The organism is Chryseobacterium sp. G0201, from assembly GCF_003815655.1.
Classification (GTDB): Bacteria; Bacteroidota; Bacteroidia; order Flavobacteriales; family Weeksellaceae; genus Chryseobacterium.
The window spans coordinates 4,069,238-4,090,581 of the sequence record NZ_CP033917.1 but is presented as its reverse complement, the minus strand read 5'-3'; the positions used below and the strand labels follow the sequence as shown (position 1 = coordinate 4,090,581).

At 34.4% G+C, this 21,344-nt stretch carries 15 protein-coding genes; 11 read left to right on the top strand and 4 right to left on the bottom strand.

Going from position 1 to position 21,344, the window contains the following annotated elements; all coding sequences use genetic code 11:
• The 9 genes from EG348_RS18225 to EG348_RS18185 all read left to right on the top strand — a co-directional run bounded on the left by EG348_RS18225 (position 1) and on the right by EG348_RS18185 (position 9,598).
• On the top strand, positions 1–975 hold the full coding sequence (locus EG348_RS18225; RefSeq protein ID WP_123984388.1) for a FecCD family ABC transporter permease: 975 nt from the start codon (positions 1–3) through the stop codon (positions 973–975).
• Positions 976–1,174: 199 nt separating this feature from the next.
• Entirely contained in the window at positions 1,175–2,098 is a 924-nt protein-coding gene (locus EG348_RS18220; RefSeq protein WP_123984387.1) for an ABC transporter ATP-binding protein, read from the top strand.
• Between the two features lie 165 nt (positions 2,099–2,263).
• Positions 2,264–2,713, top strand: coding sequence for a MarR family winged helix-turn-helix transcriptional regulator (locus tag EG348_RS18215; RefSeq protein ID WP_072406975.1), 450 nt, complete (start codon positions 2,264–2,266; stop codon positions 2,711–2,713).
• A gap of 21 nt (positions 2,714–2,734) precedes the next feature.
• On the top strand, positions 2,735–5,128 hold the full coding sequence (locus EG348_RS18210; protein ID WP_123984386.1) for a 3-hydroxyacyl-CoA dehydrogenase/enoyl-CoA hydratase family protein: 2,394 nt from the start codon (positions 2,735–2,737) through the stop codon (positions 5,126–5,128).
• A 99-nt stretch (positions 5,129–5,227) separates the two neighbouring features.
• Entirely contained in the window at positions 5,228–6,409 is a 1,182-nt protein-coding gene (locus EG348_RS18205; protein ID WP_123984385.1) for an acetyl-CoA C-acyltransferase, read from the top strand.
• Between the two features lie 70 nt (positions 6,410–6,479).
• Positions 6,480–6,716, top strand: coding sequence for a four helix bundle protein (locus EG348_RS18200; RefSeq protein ID WP_262696687.1), 237 nt, complete (start codon positions 6,480–6,482; stop codon positions 6,714–6,716).
• Between the two features lie 109 nt (positions 6,717–6,825).
• A complete protein-coding gene (locus tag EG348_RS18195) occupies positions 6,826–8,616 on the top strand; it encodes an acyl-CoA dehydrogenase family protein (RefSeq protein ID WP_123984384.1) in 1,791 nt (596 codons plus the stop codon).
• Between the two features lie 123 nt (positions 8,617–8,739).
• Positions 8,740–9,072 carry a YegP family protein gene (locus EG348_RS18190; RefSeq protein WP_123984383.1) on the top strand — a complete coding sequence of 111 codons (333 nt, stop codon included), beginning with the start codon at positions 8,740–8,742 and terminating at the stop codon, positions 9,070–9,072.
• A 79-nt stretch (positions 9,073–9,151) separates the two neighbouring features.
• Positions 9,152–9,598 carry a phosphohydrolase gene (locus EG348_RS18185; RefSeq protein WP_123985109.1) on the top strand — a complete coding sequence of 149 codons (447 nt, stop codon included), beginning with the start codon at positions 9,152–9,154 and terminating at the stop codon, positions 9,596–9,598.
• 72 nt (positions 9,599–9,670) lie between these two features.
• Here the strand turns inward: EG348_RS18185 and EG348_RS18180 are convergent, their stop codons facing one another.
• Together EG348_RS18180 and EG348_RS18175 are read right to left on the bottom strand one after the other, a co-directional pair.
• Positions 9,671–10,387: a DUF2490 domain-containing protein gene (locus EG348_RS18180; protein WP_123984382.1), complete on the bottom strand. Its 717-nt coding sequence runs from the start codon at positions 10,385–10,387 to the stop codon at positions 9,671–9,673.
• Between the two features lie 85 nt (positions 10,388–10,472).
• Complete coding sequence (locus tag EG348_RS18175) at positions 10,473–12,284, bottom strand: TonB-dependent receptor plug domain-containing protein (RefSeq protein ID WP_123984381.1); 1,812 nt, start codon at positions 12,282–12,284, stop codon at positions 10,473–10,475.
• A 483-nt stretch (positions 12,285–12,767) separates the two neighbouring features.
• Here EG348_RS18175 and uvrA point away from each other — a divergent pair, with 483 nt between their 5' ends.
• Positions 12,768–15,560 (top strand): excinuclease ABC subunit UvrA, encoded by a 2,793-nt coding sequence (gene uvrA, locus EG348_RS18170; protein WP_123984380.1) that lies wholly within the window; start codon positions 12,768–12,770, stop codon positions 15,558–15,560.
• A 166-nt stretch (positions 15,561–15,726) separates the two neighbouring features.
• On the opposite strand, the gene EG348_RS18165 is transcribed toward uvrA, so the two are convergent.
• On the bottom strand, positions 15,727–16,362 hold the full coding sequence (locus EG348_RS18165; protein ID WP_123984379.1) for an NAD(P)-dependent oxidoreductase: 636 nt from the start codon (positions 16,360–16,362) through the stop codon (positions 15,727–15,729).
• 277 nt (positions 16,363–16,639) lie between these two features.
• On the opposite strand from EG348_RS18165, the gene EG348_RS18160 reads away from it, so the two are divergent.
• A complete protein-coding gene (locus EG348_RS18160) occupies positions 16,640–17,410 on the top strand; it encodes an alpha/beta hydrolase family protein (RefSeq protein ID WP_123984378.1) in 771 nt (256 codons plus the stop codon).
• A 398-nt stretch (positions 17,411–17,808) separates the two neighbouring features.
• Here EG348_RS18160 and EG348_RS18155 read toward each other — a convergent pair whose 3' ends face one another.
• A complete protein-coding gene (locus EG348_RS18155) occupies positions 17,809–21,168 on the bottom strand; it encodes a chitin-binding domain-containing protein (protein ID WP_123984377.1) in 3,360 nt (1,119 codons plus the stop codon).
• Positions 21,169–21,344 lie beyond the last annotated feature (176 nt).

The window sequence follows — 21,344 nt, the reverse complement described above, 5'->3', positions numbered from 1 at the left end:
ATGATATTAAATAAATTTAAAATCCTGTGTTTACTGTTTTTAATCGCAATTATTATTACCGCGATCATTAATCTGAACACAGGATTTTTAAGTCTTAATTTTCAGGATTTTTTTCAGAATTCAGAGAATAGCCAAATTGCAGAAATTCGGGTTAATCGGGTTTTGGTAATGCTACTTGCAGGAATTTCAATTCCAACTTCCGGTTTTCTGATGCAGGAATATTTTCAAAATCCATTAGCCGGACCGGATATTTTAGGTATTACCTCTGTCGCCAGTTTATCTGTCGCATTTTATATCTTTTTTTCTTACAATATTCTTCTTCCTGAATTTCTTCAAAACAGTTTTCTGAGTTTATCTGCCATTGGCGGAAGTTTACTTTTGATGCTGGTTTTATTATCAATATCGAATAAATTCCAGGATAAATCTTACTTAATTATTTTCGGATTTTTAGTTTCCGCATTTGCCGGAGCAATTGTTTCATTGCTTCAGTTTTATGCCGAAAATCAAAGCCTTAAAAACTATATTTTATGGTCTTTCGGAGCGAATAATATGGTGACAAGAAATCAGATTTATGTTTTATCAATTTTAGTTTTGATCGGATTATTTATTTGCTTTAAAACCATAAAACCTCTCATTGGTAATTCATTAGGAACTTCGTACGCGCAAAGTTTAGGTGTAAATTTAAATCAATTAAAATTATTGATAATTGTTGCATCTTCCCTACTTTCCGCATCTATTACAGCGTTTTTGGGACCTATTTTATTCATAGGAATTATTGTTCCGCATTTTTGCAGATTAATTTATAATCCCGCAAAACTCTGGCAGCAATGGATTTTAAATATGTTTTTAGGAATCCTGATGATGTTGTTATTTTCAATAATAGCCGAAAAGACACAAGTTCCTTTAAATGTAATAAGTTCTATATTTGGAATACCTGTGATATTGATGATGCTTTTGAAACAGAATAAGGTTTAAAGGTGAATTGTGAATGAGTCAATTTGTCAATTTAAAATAATACGTTATAATTGTCATTCAGTAGGAACTTAAACTAACTTTGTAGAGATGCTTCCAGCATGACAAACAAAATATTTAAAATAAAAATTATTTAATCCGAAAGGAAAAATGAGATCTGTGTAAATCTGTGAAATCCGTGGGAAACAAAAATTAAGTAAAAATGCACCTACAAATCAAACAAGCAAACATTGGCTACAACCAAACCTTAATTTCAAATGCATCTGCTAATTTGAATTTAGGAGATGTATGCCTGTTGATTGGTAACAACGGTGTCGGGAAAACTACTTTAATTAAATCTATTCTCCATCAAATTTCTTTATTAAGTGGAGAAATTTCTATTAATAATAAGAATATAAAAAAACTTTCCGTTAAAGAAATCGCGGAAAATATTGCAGTTGTATTTTCAAAGTCGATTATTCCACAAAATTATACGGTTGAAGACCTGATTTCGTTAGGGAAATACATTTACTATCCTTTTTATTTTGAGCTTAGAAAAGAAGATAGAGAAGAAGTCTCGAATATTATTAAAGAATTGGATTTAGATCGATACAAACATACTTTATTGAAAAATCTTTCGGACGGAAACCTTCAAAAAGCATTTATCGGTCGAGCTTTAACCCAAAACTCTCCTATCATCATTCTTGATGAACCGACAACGCATTTAGATGAAAAAAATAAAATTATCATCTTAAAAACACTTAGAAAATTAGCCAAAGAACAAAATAAACTGATTCTTTTTTCTTCCCACGACTGGCGACTGGCAAAGGAATTCGCAGACAAAATATGGTATGTAAAAGACAATCATCTATATTCCGGAATTGTTGAGGATCTTTTACTTCAACATGACGAACTTACGAACGCTTCTTTATTTCAAGTCAATGAAAATTTTGTTGCTCCAAAAATCATTGCACCTGATTTTTATAAAGAAATGTTGTACTCTTTACTTCAAAAAAACTTCCAAAAAGACTTGTCTTCATTAAATTTTGAACTTCAAGGCAACTTTTGGGTTATTTCTAATGATTCCTTGAAACAACAATGCGAATCCTTCGAAGAAATAGTTAATTTAGTGAAAACCATTTACTAATACACGTTTTTATTTACTAACTTCACATACTATGCATGCATAGTATTATGCTAATCATACAATTTAATCAGCTAAATATCAGGTTATTAACAAAATTTAACGTTAATAAATACTATGCATGCATAATATTTACTACATTTGAATTAAACCATTTCCACAAACATGATGGACAATAATAAAGATAAAATAGAAAATGTAGATCTAATTTTAAAGCAGACTTGGCTGGCTGTTTCTAAAATGTATACAGATCTTGCTCAGGAACACGATTCCACAGCTGTTCAGGCGCTTACTCTTCTTAAAATCGATCCTAAAGAAGGAACAAGAAGTACAAATCTAGGTCCTAAAATGGCTATTGAACCGACTTCATTAACAAGGATTATAAAACTTCTTGAAGACAACGGTTATATCTATAAGGAAAAAACAACCACAGACAAGCGTGAAGTGATCATTAAACTTACAGATAAAGGATTGAATTCCAGAAATATGTCTAAAGAAGTTGTCGTTAACTTCAACAAAAGAGTAATGGAAAAGATTGCTCCCGAAAAGTTGGATACTTTCAAGGAAGTGATGGTTGAGATCATGAAAATCGCTGTCGATTTAAATAATAAAAAATAATATAACAAATCAATAAATCAAATGAAAAGAAGAATCAAACACGTAACGGTTCTTGGTTCAGGAATTATGGGAAGCGGTATTGCGGCTCACTTCGCTAATATTGGCGTAGAAGTTTCGCTTTTAGATATCGTCCCTTTTGAATTAACTGAAGCAGAACAGAAAAAAGGTTTGACCAAAGATGACAAAGCGGTAAGAAACAGAATCGCTTCTGAAAACTTTGAAAAACTGAAAAAAGCAAGTCCGGCTCTACTCTATTCTCCAAAATTCGCAGATAGAATCAAGGTTGGAAATTTTGATGATGATTTACTAAAAATAAAAAATACAGACTGGATTATTGAAGTTGTAGTTGAAAGACTGGACATCAAAAAATCGGTTTACGAAAAAATTGAACAGTTCAGAAAACCGGGAACTTTAGTTTCTTCAAACACTTCCGGTATTCCAATTAATATGTTGGTGGAAGGAAGAAGCGATGATTTCAAACATTATTTTGCAGGAACGCACTTTTTTAATCCTGTAAGATATCTTCCTCTTTTAGAAATTATTCCTACCAACGATACAGCTCCTGAAATTATTGATTTCTATATGAATTATGGAGCAAAATTCTTAGGTAAAACAACCGTTTTAGCAAAAGATACTCCTGCGTTTATCGCCAATAGAATCGGAGTTTTCTCAATGATGGATTTGCTTCACAACGTTCAGAAATTAGGTTTAACTGTTTCTGAAGTTGATAAATTAACAGGTCCTGTAATTGGTCGTCCAAAATCTGCGACGTTCAGAACAGCTGATGTTGTTGGTTTGGACACATTGGTGATGGTTGCAAATGGTGTTCGTAACAGCGGTGTTGAAGCTAATAATTTTAATGATGTTTTTGCACTTCCAGATTACATCCAGAAAATGGTTGATAACAAATGGTTAGGTTCAAAAACAGAGCAAGGTTTCTATAAAAAATTGAAAAATGCAGAAGGAAAATGTGAAATTCACGGATTAAATCTTGATACCTTAGAATACGAGCTTCAGGGAAAATCTTCTTTCCCGACTTTAGAATTAACTAAAAATATTGATAAGTCGATTGACAGATTTAAAGTTTTAATTGGCGGAAAAGATAAAGCCGGAGAGCTTTACAGAAAATCTTTGGGAGCATTATTCGCTTATGTTTCGAACAAAGTTCCTGAAATTTCTGATGAAGTTTACAAAATCGATGATGCCATGAGAGCAGGTTTCGGTTGGGAAAACGGTCCGTTTGAAATTTGGGATGCCGTTGGCGTTCAAAAAGGTATTGAATTAGCTAAAGATGCTGGTTATGAAGTTTCAGACTGGGTAAAAAATGTAGAAACTTTCTATAAAGTTAATGATGAAGGACAAAGTATATATGTTGATAAAAACTCAGGAGAATATTACAAAATTCCGGGTCAGGATTCTTTCATTATTTTAGATAATATCAGAAAAAATAAAACGCTTTGGAGTAATTCGGGAGCTTCGATTGAAGATTTAGGCGACGGAATTATCAACTTCGAAATCCGTTCTAAAATGAATTCTCTTGGAGGCGAAGTTTTAGATGGATTGAACAGAGCGATTGATTTAGCTGAAAAAGAATATGACGGATTAGTAATCGGAAATCAAGGGACAAATTTCTCTGTTGGAGCAAATTTAGCGATGATTTTAATGATGGCTATCGAGCAGGATTGGGATGATTTGAATATGGCGATTGCTTATTTCCAAAAATCGATGATGAGAGTTCGTTACTCTTCTATTCCTGTTGTCGTTGCTCCTCACGGAATGACGCTTGGTGGTGGTTGCGAAATGACAATGCACGCAGACAGAGTTGTTGCAGCAGCAGAAACTTACATCGGATTGGTTGAAACCGGAGTTGGTGTAATTCCTGGCGGTGGCGGAACAAAAGAATTGACATTGAGAACTTCAAGAGAATTCCATAGTGATGATGTTAAAAACAACAGACTTCGTGAAGCTTTCATGAATATCGCCATGGGTAAAGTAGCAACTTCCGCTTACGAAGCCTACGATATGGGAATCCTTGAAAAAGGAAAAGATATCGTGGCAGTTGATAAAAGAACGCAAATAAAAACAGCAAAAATGTTGGCAATAAGTTTAGCCGAACATGGTTATACTCAACCTATCGAACAAAAAGTAAAAGTTTTGGGTAAAGATGCATTGGGAATGTTCTATGTTGGAACTGACCAAATGTTAACCGGAAATTTCATCTCTGCACACGATAAAAAAATTGCAGATAAATTAGCGAATGTAATGGTCGGTGGAAATCTTTCTGAACCAACAATCGTAACTGAGCAATACCTATTGAATCTTGAAAGAGAAACTTTCTTACAACTTTGTGGCGAAAGAAAAACATTGGAGAGAATTCAGTACATGTTACAAAACGGAAAACCATTAAGAAATTAATAACTCCAAATTAACACAAACTTTGTCATTCCGTAGGAATCTAAACTTAGATGCTTCCAGCATGACAAAGTGTATGTTTAAATCAAATAATTAAAACAAATGTCAAAACAAGCATACATAGTAAAAGGATTTAGAACAGCGGTAGGAAAAGCGCCAAAAGGCTCCCTTCGTTTTACTCGTCCTGACGTAATGGCGGCTACAGTTATTGAAAAATTAATGGCTGAACTTCCGCAATTAGACAAAAATAGAATCGATGACCTTATCGTAGGAAACGCAATGCCGGAAGCTGAACAAGGCTTGAACATTGCCCGTTTGATCTCCTTAATGGGATTAAACACAGACAAAGTTCCCGGAGTTACCGTAAACAGATATTGTGCATCGGGAAGTGAGGCGATTGCGATTGCTTCTGCAAAAATTCAGGCAGGAATGGCTGATTGTATCATTGCAGGAGGTACAGAATCAATGTCTTACATTCCGATGGGTGGTTACAAACCGGTTCCTGAAACGGAAATTGCAAAAACAAATCCTGATTATTATTGGGGAATGGGCTACACTGCAGAAGAAGTCGCAAAACAATATAATATCACAAGAGAGGAACAAGATCAATTCGCTTTTGAATCTCATATGAAGGCTTTAAAAGCTAATCAGGAAGGTAAATTTGCCAATCAAATTGTCTCAATTCCTGTTGAGTATAATTTCTTAGACGAAAACCAGAAAATGCAGACTAAAAAGTTTGAATTTTCAGTAGATGAAGGGCCAAGAGCCGATACTTCATTGGCTGGTTTGACTAAATTAAGACCTGTATTTAAAAACGGAGGAAGCGTAACCGCCGGAAACTCTTCTCAAATGAGTGACGGAGCAGCTTTCGTAATGGTGATGAGTGAAGAAATGGTAAAAGAATTAGGATTGGAACCAGAAGCAAGATTAGTAGCTTATGCAGCTGCAGGTCTTGAGCCAAGAATCATGGGAATGGGACCGATTTATGCTATTCCAAAGGCTTTGAAACAGGCAGGTTTAGAATTAAAAGATATTGATTTAATCGAATTAAACGAAGCATTTGCATCTCAATCTGTTGCCATTAAAAAAGAATTAGACTTAAATCCTGATATCTTAAATGTAAACGGAGGAGCCATCGCTTTGGGTCACCCACTTGGATGTACAGGAACTAAATTAACGGTTCAACTTCTTGACGAAATGAGAAAACGCGGAAACAAATACGGAATGGTTTCTATGTGTGTTGGAACGGGACAAGGTGCTGCTTCAATCTTTGAATTGCTATAGAAAAAAGAACAAAGAATAAAGAGAAAAGACAGAGGTGAAACATAATTTTAAGAATCTAAACATTTGGAAGTTGGCTATTGAATTAGCTAATGACACCTACATTCTTACTGATAGTTTTCCGAAAAATGAAGAATTTGGATTAAAATCTCAACTTAGAAGATGTTCTGTTTCGGTTGCTTCAAATATTGCTGAAGGATCAAGCAGAAGTTCAAATAAAGATTTCAATCGATTTTTGGAAATAAGTCTTGGATCTCTTTACGAATTGCAAACAGAAGTTATTTTGATTTGCCTAAACTTGAAAATATAGAAAATAAAATCACAGAATTACAGAGAATGATTTCTGGCTTTCAAAAAAACTTAAAGTTGTAAGTCCTTATTCTTTTCTCTTTATTCTTTAAATCTAAAAAATTAAAACAATGAGTGATACACTTAATAAAACATTAAAAGGCGGTGAATTTTTAATTAAAGAAATTCCAGCTAATGAAATATTTTCTTTGGAAGAACTTTCTGAAGAACAAAAAATGCTTCGTGATTCTGCGAAAGAATTTATAGATAGAGAAGTGATTCCGCACCACGATCGTTTCGAGAAAAAAGATTATGCATTGACAGAAGAAACAATGCGCAAATTAGGTGAAATGGGACTTTTAGGAATTACAGTTCCTGAAGAGTATGGTGGTCTTGGAATGGGATTCGTGAGCACAATGTTGGCTTGTGATTATGTTTCAGGAGGAAATGGTTCATTAGCAACAGCTTATGGAGCGCACACCGGAATCGGAACACTACCAACGCTTCTTTACGGAAGTGAAGAATTAAAAAAGAAATATCTTCCGGATTTAGCGACAGGAACAAAGTTCGGAGCTTACTGTTTGACAGAGCCGGATGCTGGTTCTGATGCCAACTCAGGAAAAACAAGAGCAAAATTGTCAGAAGATGGAAAACATTACATTATCAACGGACAAAAAATGTGGATTTCCAATGCAGGTTTCGCAGATACTTTCACTTTGTTCGCTAAAATTGATGACGATAAAAACATCACTGGTTTTGTAATCAATCGTTCAGAGCTTGAAAATCCTGAAAGTTTGACTTTCGGAGAGGAAGAACATAAGTTAGGTATTCGTTCATCTTCTACGCGTCAGGTTTTCTTCAATGATATGAAGGTTCCTGTAGAAAATATGTTGGGCGAAAGAAACAACGGTTTCAAGATCGCTTTGAACGCATTGAATGTTGGTAGAATTAAGTTAGCTGCTGCAAACCTTGATGGGCAAAGAAGAATTTTAAACCACTCTATTCAATATTCAAACGAAAGAAAACAGTTTGGAGTTTCTATTTCAACTTTCGGAGCGATCAGAAAGAAAATTGCAGAAATGTCAACTGGTGTTTTTGTGAGTGAAGCAGGTTCTTATCGTTTAGCAAAAAATGTTGAAGATAAAATTGAAGAATTGGTTTCTGGCGGAATGGATCATCAGCAAGCTGAATTAAAAGGTGTTGAGGAGTTCGCAGTAGAAGCTTCTATCCTTAAAGTTTTCGTTTCTGATCTTACTCAAAATACAGCAGACGAAGGAATCCAAATCTATGGTGGAATGGGATTCTCAGAAGATACGCCAATGGAAGCTGCATGGAGAGATGCAAGAATTGGAAGAATTTACGAAGGAACCAACGAAATCAACAGACTTCTTGCGGTTGGAATGTTGATCAAGAGAGCAATGAAAGGAGAATTAGATTTACTTTCTCCGGCAATGGCGATAAGCAAAGAATTAATGGGAATTCCATCTTTCGAAGTGCCTGATTATTCAGCATTCATGAGTGAAGAAAAATCAATCATCGCAAATCTTAAGAAAGTTTTCTTAATGGTTTCCGGAGCTGCACTTCAAAAATACATGATGGATATTGAGAAACAGCAACATTTATTAATAAATGCTTCTGAAATTCTTAACCAGATCTATATGGCAGAATCTGCAATTTTAAGAGCTGAGAAACACTTTTCTGCTGATTCTGTGGAAGCTGCAATGGCTCAATTAAACCTTTACAAAGCTATCGATAAAATCATTGCTGCTGCTAAAGAAGGAATTGTTTCTTTTGCAGAAGGTGACGAACAGAGAATGATGCTTTCTGGTTTAAGAAGATTTACGAAATATACAAATACTCCAAATGTTGTAGCGTTAACTGAAAAAGTGGCTGCACATTATATTGAAAAAGGAGCTTATTAGTCTTTTATATATAAATTTGATTTAAAACGTCTCAATTCTTTTGAGACGTTTTTTATTTTTTTCATAAATTTTCAGTATTTTTATTGAACAATTACTAAATAACCAAATTCAAAAATATAAACAATGGGAAAATTTATTATTTCTAAAAGAACAAATGGCGATTATCAGTTTAATCTAAAAGCCGCAAATGGACAAATAATCCTGACCAGTCAGGGATATAATTCCAAATCCGGATGCGAAAATGGTATTGAATCTGTAAAGAAAAACTCTCAGGACGATAACAAATTTGAAAGACATACTGCAAAAGACAGTCGATGCTATTTCAATCTAAAAGCTTCAAACGGACAGATCATCGGAACCAGCCAAATGTATGAATCCGAAAATGGCATGGAAAACGGAATTGAGTCTGTAAAGAACAATGCATCAAGTGCTTCTGTAGAAGACCAGACCAATTAATAACATTCTGTAAAATAATAATAAAAAAATGTCTCAAATTTTGGGGCATTTTCTATTTTTGTATTCTACTTTACATACAATGACAAAAGACGAACTGCTTCACAGAGCAATAAAAATAGCTGATAAAGCACATAAAGGGCAAACAGACAAATATCATGCTCCATACATTGCTCACGTTATGCGAGTGATGGAATATGGTAAAACAATGGATGAAAAGATAGTAGGCGTACTTCACGACGTTGTAGAAGATCATCCTGTAGAATTCAGTCTGGATTATTTAAGAGGTGAAGGTTTCCCCGAGTACATTATTTTTGCAATCAGCTGTCTCACAAAATTCGATCCTGATGAAGAATATGACGATTTTGTAAGAAGAACAGAAAGATCTCCTTTGGCTGTAGCCGTAAAACTTAACGATCTTCGTGACAATATGGATCTTCGAAGAGTAAACCGCGAACTTCTTCCTAAGGATATCAAAAGATTTAATAAATATTTAAAAGCTTATCATTATTTAATTGATAAATATTAGAAATATAAAAACTCCTTACACTCTATTGAATATAAGGAGTTTTTATATTTTCAGCTAAGGAGAAATTTATTTTTAATCCGCTCCCGGATAATCAAACGTTTTCACAGGATGGTTTGTTCCGTCGATATTGATGTTTAATGCAAGATAAACGAAATGAAAATTTTGGTTTGAGGATGCATTAAATTCTCTTTGCCAAAGATATCCCGCTGCAATTCCGAAATTATTGTCAATCTGATAACCACCTCCCGCATAAACTCTGTTTCTTGCAAAAGTAGGTTTCATAGGTGTTACAAGGAAAATTTCATCATAAACATTCACGAAAACCGTTCCTTTTTTCACCTCTTTTGAGTTTAAAGGGACACTTACGTTCAAACGGTAACGGTAACGCATTCTCTGGGAATTTTTATCTGTTTGAGGTTCGTGAAACCATGATTTTTCAACACGAAAACGGTTTTCAAACTTTACAACACCTTTTTTAACGTCAATCACATCCTGTAACCAAACTCTGAACTCTTCTTTGTTGATCGCGTGATCTTTATAAGTTGCGTATCGCCCTAAACCAACAAAAGGTTTGTGATTTTTGGTAAGATTATAGCCCAATCCTCCTTTTATTTCATAATAATCAGGATACGTATAATCTTCAATACTTCTTAATTGACCTTCCGCATACATGAAAAATTTTGGATGAAATTTATAAGTCAGGGTCAACGCGTTGAAGCTTGAAATATGTTCTTGAGCTTTAAAAAATGTTAGACTTAAAAGTAAACTGAGACTTAAAAAGAGTTTCATCTAAAAAAATTTTTGCAAATGTAATTGAATTAACACTAGATTAACAATTTCGTAATATTAACTTTAATTCATTCTCAATTAACATTTACTTAATATTGATATTATATGAGAAACCAACGTGAAACCATCTGTTAGGCATCTTTACACCGAAGGTTTCAGTATATTCTGTATTGGTTACGTTATTAATTAAAATATACACTGAAAAGTCTTTTTTAACGAAACTTATTTTTTCATCTAAAAGATTATAACTACCTAAATTTAATCTGTCGTTGTATCTGTAAACAACTTCATTTGTAAAATTTCCGAGGAATTTTGTTTCTAATTTAGCTATAAACTGATGCTTTAAATTATCCAGAACATATCTTGAAACAAAGTCATTGGAAGCATTAAATTTATTATCCAGATAAGTATATCCAACACTGTATTTCAACCAATCTAAAACTCGGTGATTAAGCTCTGCTTCTACTCCTTTTATAGTTGTATCTCCTACATTTTGAGCATACCAAATCGGATCATTTAAAGAAGCTTTAACCCAATCAATAGAGTTATTGGCTCCTCTTAAAAATCCACTGACTTTAGCTAAAATATTTTTATTCTGAAACTGATATCCAATTTCTGAGTAAACAGCACTTTCAGGGGTTAAATTAACATTTCCCTGCTCTGTTTTACTTACATAATAAAGATCGGTAAAGGTCGGAACCCTGTGAACTTTTGAAATATTTCCGTAGATTTTATTATTTGGATCGAAGTTATAGCCTACATCCAGTCCTGGGTAGAAGAAATTTCCTTCATTGGAATAATTTGCCCAAGAAACTCCCGGTGTAATATTTAATTTTTTGTCTAGTAAAGAAAAATGATGTTCGAAGAAAACCTGAGAAACAAAACGGTTTCTGTTTCCTAAATTATTACTCGCCAAAAACTCTTTTCTCAATTCAACACCAATACCTGTGGTTCCCAATCCCCATTGGTAGCTTGAATTCACTTCACCACCGACATTATTTCCAATATGCATGTTCCTGTAAATTTCAGGCTTTGCACGGTTAAAAAGATACATATCCTGCCCTCTTCTCCAATATACATTTGAGTTTAATCTGAACTTCCCAAACGTTTGCTGATGCGCCAAACTTACAACAGAAGCCTGAGTTTCTTCATACTGTTCGGTAGCCTGCGGAGACGAATAAAAACCATTTGCACCAAATTTTTTCTCTGAAAAACCTGCCTGTAACTTAATATCGCCATCTTTTATCGCTAATTTACTCTGATAAAAAACATTTCTGATCTCATAATCCGTATTATGCATGTATCCTTCAGACGATGCAGAATTAGCTTGAAGCGAATTCGAGAATTTTTCATTTCCAATACTTGCGTTTAATCCTAAGCCGTAGGTTCCGTAATCTCCACCTTCAGCACTAATTTTAACTCTTTTTCCAGTATTTATTTTAGTGATGATATTAATAGCTCCAGCATAAGCGTTTTGTCCAAATCTTCTTGCTGCAGGACCTTTTATCACTTCAATTCTTTCAACATCGTCAAGATCTACAGGAATATTCATAGAATTATGTCCTGTCTGAGAATCATTCATTCTGATTCCGTTCAGAAGTAAAAGTACCTGCTCAAAAGAGCTTCCACGGAACCCAATATCACTTTGTACACCATTGGCTCCTCTCCTTCTGATATCCATTCCTGGAATTTGCTGAAGAATTTCATCAATGCTTTTTGCAGGAGAATTTATAATATCCGCTTTTGTAATAATGGTAATATTTTGGTTGGCACTTTTATATGGTGTTGAAATAAATTTACCTTGTACAGCGATAGTATCAATATCAGTTGTTTTTTCCTGTGCCTGAGCGAAAAGCATCGTTCCAAGAAAAAAAACACTTCCTACTTTTTTAATCATGTCTTTATCAGAATTATTCTTCAGTTAGTTTTTGCAGATTAGCAAGCCCAAAAATAATAGAGTTAATCAAGACAGGCAAATGATAGTTGTCATAAAAAAAAGATGCAGAAAACTGCATCTTTTGTCTTTGTGGGAAGTAAATTTTATCTTTTTCTCATTAAATGTGTAACTAAATCTCTGAATAACTTTCTCATTTCTATATTACATATTTATGAATACAATTTTAATTAATTTTAATATACAAAACAATACCAAAACTAAAAAACATAACGAAAATCATAAAATTTAATATTGGCATTGAATGATATGCTACGAATATTATTTTTTAATTGATAATTGTTTAATTCTTGTTCATTAATTTAGAATGTATTTTAGCCCTGAAAAGCAACCTCTTGTTTAAATAGATTCTTTGAATGATAATGAAACATTTTGAGGTAAAATTTTCCGTTTAAAATTCGTAATTTTGTTAGTCTTAAATTTACTATGGCTTTAACTACAGAAATAGATATAAAAAAACAGGTTTTCGTTAAAAACGCACATCTTAACAACCTGAAACATATAGATGTATTGATCCCTAAAAACAAGCTTATTGTTATTACGGGAGTTTCCGGAAGCGGAAAATCATCTTTGGCTTTCGACACGATCTATGCTGAAGGGCAAAGAAGATATGTTGAGAGTTTGAGCTCTTACGCACGTCAGTTTTTGGGTAAATTAGAAAAACCAAAAGTTGATGATATTAAAGGTTTGGCTCCTTCCATTGCTATTCAGCAGAAAGTAATTTCTTCCAATCCGCGTTCTACAGTAGGAACTTCTACTGAGATCTACGATTATATGAAACTTTTATTCGCAAGGATCGGGAAAACATTTTCTCCGGTTTCGGGCGAAGAAGTGAAAAAAGATTCGGTGACGGATGTGGTGGATTTTATTAAATCATCAAAAAAAGATACTTCTTTCTTATTGCTTGCCCCATTGGAATATGACGTTGCCAATTTCAATGAAACTTTAAATGTTTTAAAAGTTGCTGGTTTTACAAGACTGGAGATCAACGGAAATGTTGCAGGAATTGAAGATCTTGAAAGTTTTGGTTTCGTTCCCGAGAAAGGCATGACCATCAATTTGGTGATCGACCGTTTTTCTTACGAAGAAGATGAAAGTTTTCTTCAAAGGCTTGCCGATTCTATCCAGATGGCTTTTTATGAAGGCAGAGGTCATTGTTCGCTTAAAAATATTGAAACAGAAATTATAAAAGAATTCTCCAACAAATTTGAGTTGGATGGAATGGAATTTCTTGAACCAAACGTTCATTTTTTCAGTTTTAATAATCCTTATGGCGCTTGTCCTACTTGTGAAGGTTACGGAAAAGTGATTGGAATTGATGAAGATCTTGTTATTCCAAATAAAGCATTATCTGTTTTTGAAGATACAGTAGCTTCCTGGAAAGGTGAAACGATGAGCGAATGGAAGAAAGATTTCATTAAAAAAGCAAAGGACTTCCCTATTCATAAGCCTTATCACCAATTATCAAAAGAGCAGAAAAATTATCTTTGGAAAGGTGACGGAAGCAGCAGTTTTCCATCGCTTAATAATTTCTTCAAAATGCTTGAGGAAAATTTATATAAAATCCAGTATCGTGTGATGCTTTCCCGTTACAGAGGAAAAACGCTTTGTCCGACTTGTGAAGGTCTGAGATTGCGTGAAGAAACAAGCTGGGTGAAGATTGACGGACATAATATTCAATCGGTTATAGAACTTCCTTTGGATGAATTATTTCCTTTGATTGAAAGCTTTAAACTGTCTGATCACGATAAAGAAATCGCAAAAAGATTACTATACGAAATCACAACACGTATTGAGTTTTTACTGAAAGTCGGTTTGGGATATTTAACCATTAACAGAACATCAAACACACTTTCCGGTGGTGAAAGTCAGAGAATTAACCTGGCGACAAGTTTGGGAAGTTCTTTGGTTGGTTCCATTTATATTTTGGATGAACCATCAATCGGATTACACTCAAGAGATACAGAAAATTTAATTGGTGTCTTAAAAAATCTTCGTGACCTTGGAAATACCGTAATCGTTGTTGAGCATGATGAAGATGTGATGAGAGCCGCCGATTATATCATCGATATTGGTCCGGAAGCGGGTTATCTTGGTGGTGAATTGGTATTTGCAGGAGATTACAAACAATTGAAAAATGCCGATACGCTTACTTCTAAATATTTGACAGGAAGACTAGAAATTGAAGTTCCAGCAAAACGCAGAAAAGCAAAAGAATGGATTCATATAAAAGGAGCCAGACAAAACAATCTTAAAAATATAGACGTTGACGTTCCGTTGGAAAGTCTGGTGGTAATTTCAGGAGTTTCGGGAAGTGGAAAATCTACTTTGATGAAAGAAATTCTTACGAATGACATTCAGATCCAGCTGGGAATGGGCGGAAAGAAAGGTGATTACGATTCTGTAGAATTCCCGAAAAAGCTGATCAAAAATATTGAATTAATTGATCAAAATCCTATCGGAAAATCATCCCGTTCGAATCCTGTAACGTATTTGAAAGCTTATGACGATATCAGAGATCTTTTTGCCAAACAGAAAGTATCAAAAATGATGGGATACAAACCAAAACATTTCTCTTTCAACGTTGACGGCGGAAGATGCGACGAATGTAAAGGTGAAGGCGTGATCAATGTTTCGATGCAGTTCATGGCAGATATTGAGCTGGAATGTGAAGTTTGTAAAGGAACCCGTTTTAAAAATGAAATTCTGGAAGTGAGATTCGATGAGAAAAACATTTCCGATATTCTTCACATGACTGTTGATGAATCTTTAGAATTTTTCAAAGAAAATAAAGAGGAAAAAATCGTTACTAAATTAAGACCTTTACAGGAAGTTGGTTTGGGATATTTGCAGTTGGGACAAAGCTCTTCTACTCTTTCAGGAGGTGAGGCACAACGTGTGAAATTAGCTTCTTTCTTGGTGAAAGGTGTTACAACAGATAAGACTTTATTTATTTTTGATGAACCGTCAACAGGTTTACACTTTCATGATATTCAAAAATTATTGAAATCTCTGCAAGCTTTGATCGATCTTGGACATTCTGTGATCGTTATTGAGCATCAGCCGGATATTATAAAATCCGCCGATCACATTATCGACATCGGTCCGGAAGCAGGAAAATACGGTGGTGAAGTGGTTTTCACAGGAACACCTGAAGAATTAGCAAAAAATAAAAAATCTCACACAGCGAAGTATATTAAAGAGAAGCTGGAGAATTAAAATACAAATAGAGCGTCAATTTCGACGCTCTATTTTTTTTGTTTAAACACTATTGACACAAATATTCACAAATTAATTATTGCGTTTTAAAAATAGAAATCATTTTCTCAAAGCTTTAAAATTATGTTATTTGTGAAAGAATTCGTGAAATTCGTATTTAAAAAATTTAAATATTATACAAAAAAGGACTTTGCTTAATAAAAGTTTCATCCTCGATCTGAGAAACCAAAAACTCAGACAAATCTGTAGCACTGATCTTTTCTCCTTTACAATCTACTAAACTTGTTTCTACAGGGAAACACTCCGAAGTCGGAATAATTAATGGAAGCCTTACCAACGTCCAGTCTACATTAGAATCCACAAGAATTTCGTATTCATCCTGTTTGTCTTTTGTTGTTTTTGGGTAGTTTTCATACATCCAGTTTGTTGCCATTTTTACCTTATCATTTTTATGATCAAAAGGAGTATCAACATTCAAACCTGTGATCGCGATATATCTTGTGAGTCCGTGTGAATTCATCGACTGTATCACATTTTTTGTAGCATCTGTGAATATTGACTTCTCTCCTACCGGCTGCCCTATTTTACTGATCACAGCACTGCAATCTTTGATGAGCTGATCAACTGCATCAAAATCTCTTGCGTCACCTTTTACAATTTCAATTAAAGGATTTTCTAAGGTGAAATTTTCAGGAGTTCGAAGTAATAATTTGATGGGATATCCCTTTTCCAAAAGATTTTGAACAAGATATTTTCCGGATTTTCCCGTTCCGCCAATTACGGCAATTTTATTTGTTTTCATAATGATCTCTTTATTTGTGGTAAATAGCAAGCCGTAAAATAGCAATATGCTTTTACCTTTTAATTTTAATGTAATAGATTATTTAGGCTCAGAAAATTTGAACCTTAAAGTTTCAAGCCAAAAGAAATTGCGCCTGAATAAATTGTAATATTTATAAAGAGATATTAATGGAATAAAATTAGGATTTTTTTCATGATATACAAAGCTTTATCTTTGATTTTAAAATTTAATCTTTATCATTTCTTAGAACTCCAAAAAATATATTTTTACCATAACCATGAAACTTAAAACACTCTCTTTTCTTTTATTAACTGTATTAATATTCAGTTGTTCTTCCAAAAAGAATATCGAACCAAACCTTAATTATGAAGTAAAGTTAGATACGCTTACAATATTTGATCAATCAAGGAGCAGAAAAATTCCTGTAGCCTATTTCAGTCCGAAAACAGATAGGAAAATCAACAATCAGCAGATCGTTATTTTCAGTCATGGATACGGAGCAAATCATGGCGGAGATTATTTGTTGTACTCTTATCTCACAGAAAAATTGGCTTCCAAAGGATATTTTGTAGTAAGCATTCAACATGAATTGCCAACTGATGAATTGATTCCTTCCGTTGGAATTCCACAAGTCGTAAGAATGCCTTTCTGGAAAAGAGGTACAGAAAACATTTTATTTGTTTTAAATGAATTAAAAAAATCAAAACCTGAACTTGATTATAAGCATCTGACTATGATCGGACATTCCAACGGTGCTGATATGACCGCTTTATTCGCCAATAAACATCCGAATCTGGTCTATAAAATCATAACAATGGATAACAGAAGAATGTATCTTCCTCGGACATCAATTCCAAAAGTGTACACGTTGCGTTCTAATGATTATCCGGCTGATGAAGGAGTTTTACCTACAAAAGACGAACAGGAGAAATATCATATCACCGTACAATTAACCAATATTAATCATGGAAAAATGGATAATAAAGGAAGTGACGAGGAAAGAAAAACCCTTAACGATTTTATCCTGAAATATCTTAATGAAAACTAATGCACAAATTATCCACAAAAAAATGTGGATAACTTATTAATTTTAACATTAAATTTACACTTCGTATTAAAATTATAGCTAAATTTACTATGTAATAAAACTGAAATGAATTCTTTTTTTGCTTTTTTCAGCTTTGGAATTGCAATTAAATTTGAAATAAAAATTTAAGCACAGCATTGTCGGCTGTGCTTTTTTATTGTTGTCTAATTAAAAAAATGAGATGTATTTATCTACTGGATCCGCTTCTAAAGAGCGGATTCTTTTATGTTGAATTTTTTTAGTTATAAAAGAAAAAGAATGACAGGGGCTTGGGAATTATTCACCCCTGCATTCTTCAACACAAACACTAATGAAATTATTATTAAAAACTTAAGTTTTATTTATACTCATTATTATTCCTAATCAATAATACATCTTTGTTGAATAGGATCATAATGTGATCCTTGAGGACAAGTCCAAAAATACTGATACATGACACCATCAATTCTTATACATCTATAATATTTCATTGTATTATTCGGATCAGGGAACAAACCTTCAGTTTTACAAACATATGTTGTTACTTCTACCGGTATAGATAGTGTACATGTTTTTCCTCCGATATTAACCGCAAAATTCGCTGGTCCGGCTGATGTTGGAGTTCCTGTGATAGTATAAGTAAGAGTTCCGTTTCCGTTGGCGAAACTTCCGGCTGTTAAAGTTGCTGTTAACCCTGCAACACCTGTCGAAATCACTGTCTGTCCTGAGTGAGAACCTCCATTTCCTCCTGTATAAGAGATAGTGGATACAACTCCTGATGCTGCACTTCCTGCTAATAATGTACCTGTGGTAATAGCTCCCGCACAGTTTATTCCTGAAACAGAACCGGCCGGTGCATTCACACTTCTTGTAAGCGTACATGTCTGTCCTCCAATGTTTATGGCGAAATTGGCTGTACCAGCAGCTGAAGGGGTTCCTGTAATAGTATAAGTAAGAGTTCCGTTTCCGTTGGCAAAATTACCGCCTGATAAAGTTGCTGTTAACCCGGTAACACCCGTTGAAGATACCGTCTGCCCTGAGTGTGAACCTGCATTTCCTCCTGTATAAGAGATTGTAGATGTTACTCCTGAAGCAGCTGTTCCTCCTGTTAAAGTACCTGCATTAGTAGCACCTGCACAGTTCAGACTTGAAACAATTCCTGTCGCAGCAACTACCGGACGTGTTATAGTACATGTTTTACCTCCTATATTAATTGCAAAACTAGCTGTCCCTATTCCTGAAGGAACTCCTGTGATGATATAAGTAAGCGTACCGTTACCATTAACAAAACTTCCAGCTGATAATGTAGCTGTTAATCCGGTTACTCCTGTTGAAGCTACTGCCTGACCTCCATGAGAACCACCGTTTCCTCCTGTGTAAGGAATAGTAGATGCAACATTTGAAGCTATAGTTCCGCTGGCTAATGTACCTGTATTGGTAGCTGAGGTACAGGTTAAACTTAAAACAGTTCCCGGAGTAGTAGTACCGGAACAGTCACCTCTCCACTGACTTGTATTCCAGTATTGCATACAGTTCAGGTCGGTATTGTAAATCATTAAACCTGCAGGTTTAGGATTTAGAGCATCTCTCTGTACCGTTGTCATTCTTGGAGGAAGGAAACCTTTATTTGTTGAAGTAAGATCTAATATTGCGCTGGTAGCCGGAGTTTCAGTACCAATACCTACATTTCCTTTAGGTGTCATAGTAGCTACAGTTGTTATAACTTGGCCTGTATCACCATAAGTTCCCACAGTATTAGCTCCTACTTTAAACTGTAATCCTGTTTCTGCTCCTGCAGCATTTATAGAGGGAGCATATGCATTATTAACATCTAACCATATATTATCCCAACTTCCACTGCCACTTGCTTTTCTTAGTCCAAAAGTATTTCCTACAATATCCAATGTTGATGCGGGAGCACCTGTATTGATACCAACACTATTTCCCGATCTTACAGATAATACTCCGGCAACATTATTTGCACTCATTCCTCCTCCTAATGTTACATCTCCATTATCATTAAATATCATTCTTCTAATATTTTTTACACGATCAACAATCTCAAAAGAGTTTGAAGAGCCCGTTGTACCACCTGTAGTTGGAGATAATGCCCATGCTGAAGTACCTGAACTAAAACGAGATTCGCCACCATCAACATGTAATTTAGAGGCAGGCGTTATGGTACCTATTCCCACTCTGTTGTTGGTTCCGTCTACAGAAAGATTAGTACCTCCTACTGAGAATCCGTTTGCTGCTGTAGAATTAAAGGCTAATGTATTACTACCTTGATTTACAACACGGTTTCCGCTAAGAGTTCCATTTGAGTTATAAATATTTGTAGAACCAAATGCCGGTATATTTTTCCATGTAGCTACACCATTAGCATCTGAAGTTAATACTTTATCTACACCTTGAGTACCATCAACAATTTTCAGAGCACCCTGTGTTCCAGAACGAACGTCCAACTTAGTTGTTGGTGCGTTTGTACCAATACCTATATTTCCTGCTGGATCTATACGTAACCTTTCGGCATTTGAGGTTTTAAATATAAGATCGGTAAGTAATGAAACGCCATCTCCGCGATAATAAGAGTTAATAGCCGATCCTGTGGAAACATTAAAAATATCGTTGGATCTTGGGCTGAAATAAATTGAGCCAATATTATCTCCATTTACTAAGTTGGCAGGAATTGCTTCTGTACCATTTGCTGAAGCTAAAATAAGCGCGGGTTCTTTTGAACTTCCATATCCTTTAAAATAAAAATTATTTTCGGCATTACCTCCTTTATTATCTGCTACAATTTCAAATAGAGACTGTGGCGTTTTAGTACCAAACCCTATTCTATTATTTCTAGCATCAACAGAAAATGTATTTCCGTCTATAGAAAAAGCATCTATTGTATTTCCTGTGAAAGATAAAGTTTTATCATTCTGTGTCACAATTCTGTTATCAGAAAGAGCTCCGTCTGAATTATATAAATTTAGATTTTTCGCTGTAGAATTAAGTTTTACCCATACGCTGCCATCAAAATAATAATATCCTTTTTCATCAATGTTTATAGCTATTCCTGTCTGCGTTCCTGTGGTAATATCATCTACATAAAGCATAGTAGAAACACTAGCATTTACCATAGATTGAGCTCTTTGTCTGTCTACATTGGGCATTATCACTCCTTCTGGCAATGTGGAAGTACCTTTAGGTTCAATCGCAGCAACATGTAATGATGCATATGGAGCAGTTGTTCCCATACCTACTCTGTTACTCATTCCGTCCACAGAAAAAGCCGTTCCTTTTAAAGTGTTTATATTAATTCCACTTTGCTTGGTTGTATCAAAATTTAATTTAAATGGTCCTGTTTGAACGGTACGATTTGCTAAAATCATCCCATCTTGATTATAAATACTTGTATCGGTACCAGCGGCAGCTGTAAGTTTTATCCAATTGCTTCCATCAAAATAATAATATCCGTTTTTATCAATATACTTAGCTTGTCCTGTTTGTGTTCCTGTAGCAACATTATTTACATAGATTAAATTGGAAACCGGTATGCCTGTCATACTCTGTGCTCTCTCTCTGTCTACTCTAGGAATTAATAGACCATCTATGTTAGTAGATTTTCCGGTTGCATTTTTGGCTGCAATATCCATAGTTGAAGTTGGCGTTGGTGTATTAATACCTACTTGACTAAAAACTAATGATGATGTGGTCAACGCTAGTAAAGTGATTATGTTTTTTTTCATTCCTTTTTAATTTTAAGTGAATTTTTAAATTTTTTTTGTTGTGTGTGTGTTCTTAGAATCGTATCCCAAATGACTAGTCTGATTGCGGATTGTATTTGATCAATTACTTTGCAAATTTAGCCCCAAAATAGCCGGATTATAACTACTGCAATGCTACTCTTATTTTTTAATTAATT

Coding starts and splice junctions, on each gene's coding strand:
- EG348_RS18225 (WP_123984388.1), top strand. CDS start 1: ATGATATTAAATAAATTTAAAATCCTGTGTTTACTGTTTTTAATCGCA.
- EG348_RS18220 (WP_123984387.1), top strand. CDS start 1,175: ATGCACCTACAAATCAAACAAGCAAACATTGGCTACAACCAAACCTTA.
- EG348_RS18215 (WP_072406975.1), top strand. CDS start 2,264: ATGGACAATAATAAAGATAAAATAGAAAATGTAGATCTAATTTTAAAG.
- EG348_RS18210 (WP_123984386.1), top strand. CDS start 2,735: ATGAAAAGAAGAATCAAACACGTAACGGTTCTTGGTTCAGGAATTATG.
- EG348_RS18205 (WP_123984385.1), top strand. CDS start 5,228: ATGTCAAAACAAGCATACATAGTAAAAGGATTTAGAACAGCGGTAGGA.
- EG348_RS18195 (WP_123984384.1), top strand. CDS start 6,826: ATGAGTGATACACTTAATAAAACATTAAAAGGCGGTGAATTTTTAATT.
- EG348_RS18190 (WP_123984383.1), top strand. CDS start 8,740: ATGGGAAAATTTATTATTTCTAAAAGAACAAATGGCGATTATCAGTTT.
- EG348_RS18185 (WP_123985109.1), top strand. CDS start 9,152: ATGACAAAAGACGAACTGCTTCACAGAGCAATAAAAATAGCTGATAAA.
- EG348_RS18180 (WP_123984382.1), bottom strand. CDS start 10,387: ATGAAACTCTTTTTAAGTCTCAGTTTACTTTTAAGTCTAACATTTTTT.
- EG348_RS18175 (WP_123984381.1), bottom strand. CDS start 12,284: ATGATTAAAAAAGTAGGAAGTGTTTTTTTTCTTGGAACGATGCTTTTC.
- uvrA (WP_123984380.1), top strand. CDS start 12,768: ATGGCTTTAACTACAGAAATAGATATAAAAAAACAGGTTTTCGTTAAA.
- EG348_RS18165 (WP_123984379.1), bottom strand. CDS start 16,362: ATGAAAACAAATAAAATTGCCGTAATTGGCGGAACGGGAAAATCCGGA.
- EG348_RS18160 (WP_123984378.1), top strand. CDS start 16,640: ATGAAACTTAAAACACTCTCTTTTCTTTTATTAACTGTATTAATATTC.
- EG348_RS18155 (WP_123984377.1), bottom strand. CDS start 21,168: ATGAAAAAAAACATAATCACTTTACTAGCGTTGACCACATCATCATTA.